The organism is Paenibacillus sp. N119s (genome assembly GCF_059447605.1).
Window position 1 is genome coordinate 21,004 of the sequence record NZ_JCAJRU010000036.1, and the last position, 6,144, is coordinate 27,147.

The 6,144-nt window shown below is 46.0% G+C and carries 6 protein-coding genes; 5 read left to right on the forward strand and 1 reads right to left on the reverse strand.

What is annotated here, in order from left to right; translation table 11 throughout:
• Window position 1: 1 nt before the first annotated feature.
• On the forward strand, window positions 2–961 hold the full coding sequence (locus AC5V8P_RS06865; protein WP_010349245.1) for an ABC transporter permease: 960 nt from the start codon (window positions 2–4) through the stop codon (window positions 959–961).
• Window positions 962–1,218: 257 nt separating this feature from the next.
• Window positions 1,219–1,554, forward strand: coding sequence for a hypothetical protein (locus AC5V8P_RS06870; protein ID WP_063209943.1), 336 nt, complete (start codon window positions 1,219–1,221; stop codon window positions 1,552–1,554).
• A 34-nt stretch (window positions 1,555–1,588) separates the two neighbouring features.
• Here the strand turns inward: AC5V8P_RS06870 and AC5V8P_RS06875 are convergent, their stop codons facing one another.
• On the reverse strand, window positions 1,589–2,029 hold the full coding sequence (locus tag AC5V8P_RS06875) for a GNAT family N-acetyltransferase (protein ID WP_063209942.1): 441 nt from the start codon (window positions 2,027–2,029) through the stop codon (window positions 1,589–1,591).
• Window positions 2,030–2,641: 612 nt separating this feature from the next.
• On the opposite strand from AC5V8P_RS06875, the gene ilvB reads away from it, so the two are divergent.
• From ilvB to ilvC, 3 genes are all read left to right on the forward strand, one after another.
• On the forward strand, window positions 2,642–4,387 hold the full coding sequence (ilvB, locus tag AC5V8P_RS06880; protein WP_064795329.1) for a biosynthetic-type acetolactate synthase large subunit: 1,746 nt from the start codon (window positions 2,642–2,644) through the stop codon (window positions 4,385–4,387).
• 1 nt (window position 4,388) lies between these two features.
• Window positions 4,389–4,874 carry an acetolactate synthase small subunit gene (gene ilvN / locus AC5V8P_RS06885; RefSeq protein WP_016820552.1) on the forward strand — a complete coding sequence of 162 codons (486 nt, stop codon included), beginning with the start codon at window positions 4,389–4,391 and terminating at the stop codon, window positions 4,872–4,874.
• 162 nt (window positions 4,875–5,036) lie between these two features.
• Window positions 5,037–6,029, forward strand: coding sequence for a ketol-acid reductoisomerase (gene ilvC, locus AC5V8P_RS06890; protein ID WP_013309387.1), 993 nt, complete (start codon window positions 5,037–5,039; stop codon window positions 6,027–6,029).
• The last annotated feature ends 115 nt before the right edge of the window (window positions 6,030–6,144 follow it).

Below are 6,144 nucleotides of genomic sequence, written 5' to 3' on the forward strand. Positions count from 1 at the left end.
AATGAGTTGGTTAACACTTGGTGAATTAATCCATACGACGCTCGTTTTTGCGACGGCGATTATTTTTGCGTCTCTTGGCGGAGTTTTTTCGGAAAAATCCGGTGTAACGAATCTCGGGTTGGAAGGACTTATGGTATTTGGCGCATTTGCGGCAGGTGTCGGCGGATTTTATGCCGAGCAAGCGGGATTAGGAGGCACCTCTGCGGCCTGGGTAGGTGTACTGTCAGCTGCGGTGTTTGGTATTCTGGTTTCGCTAATTCATGCTGTAGCCTCCATTACGTTCAAGGCCGATCAGGTAATCAGCGGGATTGTCATTAACTTTCTGGCAGCAGGTAGTACACTGTATATGGTTAAGCTGCTATTTGAGGGTGATGGTGACACTGGCCGGATTCAAGGCTTTAACGAGATATCCATCCCTTATCTAGTGGATATTCCGATTGCAGGAAAAGCATTTTTCCAAGCCTATCCAACCACATATCTAGCTATTCTATTGGTTATTATTGGCTACTTTACTTTGTATAAAACACCGTTTGGCTTGCGTTTGCGTTCAGTAGGAGAGCATCCAGGTGCGGCCGATACAGTGGGGATCAAAGTCAATCGCCTTCGTTATATCGGTGTTATGATTAGTGGTGCGTTGGCTGGGATTGGTGGGGCTACAATCACTTTGACTACGACCAATATGTTTTCACATAATACGGTTTCAGGGCAGGGTTATATTGCTATTGCCGCTATGATTTTCGGTAAATGGAATCCGCTCGGCGCTTTTGGCGCGGCAGTGTTTTTCGGTTTTTCACAAGCGATTCGCAACTATGTACAGCTGTTTGCATGGTCGCAAAGTATTCCCCAGGAAATTATTTTTATGTTGCCGTATCTCTTGACGATTATTGTGCTGGTAGCGGCAGTTGGACGTTCACGCGCTCCAGCCGCTTTGGGTCAACTGTACGATCCAAGCAAGCGTTAATAACTACCTATACGGCTGAATGTTTTTGGCTAGACGCATTAGTATATTTGAAAAACTGGTATCTGCATGTGCAGGTACCAGTTTTTTTATGTTGTGCAGGCATTTAAACATACGCTTCAGGCATGAATGGAATAGACTGTGCTATGCAGATTGGACGGACGCTCGGCCCCTGTCAGCTCAGTCTATTTTGTGGTGGTGGTGAGCTATCAAGGAGCCGTTCAATCTGTCCATCCGTTGAGAAAGAAGGAGGAAATACGATGAAACAGGCAATAACCAGAAAGCAGGTGGAGAAGCTTGTCGGTAAGGTCATCTTCGCCACACGTAAGGATGGCTCCCGGGTCAGTGGTAAGCTGATTCGCATTTCGGGTAACCGACTAATTCTTCAACCCAACCGTAAGAAGAAAGTAAACACGAAAGCGATTATTCCGCTGGTGCTTTTTGATTTGCTAGCCATTGGCACAGCTCCATACGTTGGTGCCTACGCTGGCTACGGTCCAGGTTATGGAGGACCAGGTTATGGTCCGCAGTATGGAGCGTATACAGACGGGGGATATCCCGGAGTAGGCTATCCGTTTTACCCCAACTTTTTTTAGTTCTACAACATCACGAACCCGAAAATTATAATTTTCAAAGCGACTTTTCGAGTTCGTGGCATCGGCTTAGAGCTACGTAACGCATCATGTGGTATCGATGACGTAAATAAAAATGGATCCCTCGCACGTTGTCTTCGTCCACCATCACTTTAGCTCGCTTGCAGCGTCGCAATCGGCCGTATTGTTCGGCACACTCCAGCAACTTTTTTCCGTATCTTTTACCTTGATGAGCCGAAGCGATTGCAATCAAATCAATGTATAAAAGTTCTCCGTGCAGCATAACATGAATGAAGCCAACAACCTGTGCATTATCCGGTCTGCAAGCTACAAAAGTGATGCCCCGGTTTAAGCGCCGGGGTAATTCTTTTCGTATTTGATCCATCTCTTGGAGACTTAAATGCGATAGGGGGACAAGCTCTTGCTCGATTAGACGAAAGATCATTTTGTCATCTTGGGCGCAACGTTTGCGAATCATAAACAGGCCTCCTTTTTTACCCTTTTAGCAAGATATGTCATGGCTTTGGAGGTGTACAAAGTCTCTCTGTGCGGTCTTTTTTATATTATGCGGATACCTCTTATAAGCGTGCGGCTCAGAGGTGCTAAAGCAGAGAAACATAAATTTTTATGAAATCTGGGTATTGACTATCCCAGATGAGGGACATATAATGTGTCTAAACATTTGAAAGAATGACATGAACACAACGGCAATGAAGAGGACGAAGTGATTAGGGCTCTTTTGTTCAGAGAGTGAGGCATTAGCTGCAAGCTTCACCAAAATCCCTTTTTAACGAGCTCACCTCGGAGCTGTTTTCCTGAAAAGTATTTGGGCCCATGAGCTTAACGGTGTACTGAATCGCCTATTAGGGAAAATCGTACGGTCTACGTTACAGACGCCAGATATGGAGATCCTTTGTGATTTCTGTACCTGCCAAGGTTCGATATTGCGAAATATCGGGCAAACACGGGTGGTACCACGGAAGCTACAGCCTTTCGTCCCTCAGCAACAGTAAGTCTGTTCTAGGGATGAAAGGTTTTTTTGTATTTACAAATGTAAGCTGTATGTAAATTTTGTAAAGGAGGATGACCAATGAGTGCACAAATTCCTGAAGTTAGGTCAACCGATGAATTACGTGAAAAGTGGATGAAACCTGAGGTGATTACGGGTTCGGAAATTTTACTCCGTAGCCTTTTGCTGGAGGGAGTAGAGTGTGTCTTCGGATATCCTGGTGGTGCAGTGCTTTATATCTACGATGCCATGTACGGCTTCAAGGATTTCAAGCATGTCCTCACTCGTCACGAGCAGGGAGCTATTCATGCGGCAGATGGTTATGCACGGGCAAGCGGTAAAGTTGGTGTCTGTATCGCGACTTCCGGACCTGGAGCGACAAACCTGGTAACTGGGATAGCGACAGCTTTTATGGATTCGGTGCCGTTGGTGGTCATCACGGGTAACGTTATATCTTCCCTGATCGGTACAGATGCTTTCCAGGAAGCTGATATCACGGGAATTACAATGCCGATTACGAAGCACAGCTATTTGGTGAGAGACGTAGAGGAGCTGCCGCGAATCATCCATGAGGCATTTCATATTGCCAACACAGGTAGAAAAGGACCGGTACTGATTGATATTCCGAAGGATATCTCCGCAGCCCAGACATTGTTTGTCCCACAAACGGAACCTGTGACCATGCGGGGTTACAACCCGAAAGTGTTGCCCAACAAGATTCAACTAGACAAGCTAACTCAAGCTATTGCCGAAGCAGAACGTCCATTTATCCTAGCAGGTGGAGGAGTTGTTTACTCCGGTGGACATGAAGCACTTTACGAATTTGTGCGTAAAACGGAAATTCCAATTGCGACAACCTTGCTTGGATTGGGAGGATTCCCAAGTGGACATGAACTTTGGACAGGGATGCCGGGAATGCACGGAACATACACCTCTAACCAGGCGATCCAACAATCAGATCTGCTGATCTGTATCGGTGCCCGCTTTGATGATCGGGTGACAGGCAAGTTGGATGGATTTGCTCCTCAAGCCAAAATCGTACACATCGATATCGACCCTGCTGAAATTGGAAAAAATGTGGCTGCGGATATTCCAATTGTAGGTGACGTGAAGGCAGTATTAGAACTGCTGAACCAGGATGTGAAACGCGCAGACCTGGCGGATGCATGGAGAGCGCAAATTCAGCAATGGAAGGCCGAGAAGCCTTTTTCTTATAAGGATTCGGAAACAGTGCTTAAACCACAATGGGTTATCGAATTGTTGGATCAAACGACCAAGGGCGGAGCAATCGTTACGACGGACGTGGGACAGCACCAAATGTGGGCCGCACAGTATTACAAATTCAATCAGCCGCGCTCATGGGTCACCTCTGGTGGACTGGGTACAATGGGATTTGGTTTCCCTTCTGCGATCGGCGCTCAAATGGCCAATCCTGACAGATTAGTAATATCGATTAACGGAGACGGCGGTATGCAGATGTGTTCGCAGGAGCTAGCCATTTGTGCTATCAATAACATTCCGGTCAAAATCGTAATTATCAACAACCAGGTACTTGGAATGGTTCGCCAATGGCAAGAACTGATCTATGACAATCGGTACAGTCACATTGACCTGGCTGGAAGCCCGGATTTTGTGAAATTGGCCGAAGCATACGGTGTCAAAGGACTGCGTGCTACGAACAAGGAAGAAGCACGTCGGGCTTGGCAGGAGGCGCTTGATACACCCGGACCGGTCGTTGTCGAGTTTGTAGTCAGCAAGGAAGAGAATGTATATCCGATGGTGACGCAAGGTTCGACCATTGATCAAATGCTGATGGGGGACGAGTAAAATGACGACAAAAAATACCATTGCTGTACTGGTAAATGATCATCCCGGCGTTTTGCAACGTGTGTCTGGACTATTTGGCCGCCGTGGCTTTAACATTGAGAGCATCACCGTAGGTCAATCGGAGGAAGCTGGATTATCCCGTATGGTCATTGTGACTGTAGGGGATGAGAACAACCTGGAGCAGATTGAAAAGCAGCTTTACAAGCTGGTTGATGTAATCAAGGTCATCGATCTTAGTTCCAAGCCAATGGTTGCTCGGGAATTGGCGATGATTAAGGTGAAGGCTGAACCGCCTCAGCGGCCAGAAATTATGGGCGTGGTAGAAACGTTCAGAGCAGCTGTCATTGATGTTGGAACGACAAGCTTGATTGTTCAGGTCATTGGCGATACTGAAAAAATCGATGCGATGATCGAGTTGTTGAAGCCTTACGGTATTCGCGAGTTGACCCGAACCGGCGTTACAGCTATGATACGTGGAAATGCATAATATAAAGCTTTAACGATTTACCGCTTATAGCGCATTACACCATTAAAGAATCGCCCGCATAAGAGCGGGTGCTCGAAGAGATTTTTAAATGCCACTCGGAGGCAAAGTCTCTTGGACTACCCGCTCATTATGAAGGGTCCAATTAAAAGGAGGAAATTAACCATGGCAGTTACAACGTACTACGAAAAAGATGCAGAACTCAGCGTATTGAAAGGAAAGACGGTGGCCGTTATCGGTTACGGTAGCCAAGGACATGCTCAAGCACAAAACTTGCGTGACAGTGGTGTGAATGTTGTTATTGGTTTGCGTGAAGGCAAATCAGCTGATGTCGCAAGAAACGACGGTTTTGAAGTTCTGAACGTAGCTGATGCAACAAGCCGTGCAGATGTGGTTCAAATTTTGTTGCCTGATGAAACTCAAGCTTCTGTTTACAAAAATGAAATTGAACCTAATCTGAAAAAAGGCGCAGCACTTTTGTTCTCCCATGGTTTTAATGTTCATTTTGGACAAATCGTAGCTCCTAAAGATAGCGATGTATTGCTGGTTGCTCCAAAATCCCCAGGACATATGGTACGTCGTACCTATGTAGAAGGGTTTGGTGTACCAGGATTGATCGCAATTGAACAGGACGCAACAGGTCAAGCCAAAGAAATCGGTCTTGCTTATGCAAAAGGCATTGGCTGTACACGTGCGGGCGTAATTGAAACCTCCTTCCGTGAAGAAACGGAAACGGATCTGTTCGGTGAGCAGGCGGTATTGTGTGGCGGTGTGAGCGCACTTGTAAAAGCGGGCTTTGAAACACTGACTGAAGCAGGATATGCTCCTGAGATGGCATACTTCGAATGCTTGCATGAGCTTAAGCTGATCGTTGACCTGATGTATGAAGGTGGATTGGCAACTATGCGTGATTCCATCAGTAATACAGCGGAATATGGCGATTATGTAACTGGACCACGTGTGGTAACAGAAGATACAAAGAAAGCTATGAAGGATGTATTGACTGACATTCAACAAGGTAAATTTGCTCGTGACTTTATCCTTGAAAACCAATCTGGACGTGCATTCCTGACGGCTACTCGCCGTAATGAAGCTAACCATCCGATTGAAGTGGTGGGCGGACAATTGCGTGAAATGATGCATTGGATCAAAAAGTAATAACCTTTTGTACTATAAGCTCGACATCATGAATTATTTATAAATATTAATTACAATGCGGCCCTGCTTATTGCGTGAGCCGCATTGTAATTTAAGGGTCCAAAATGCTGAGGGA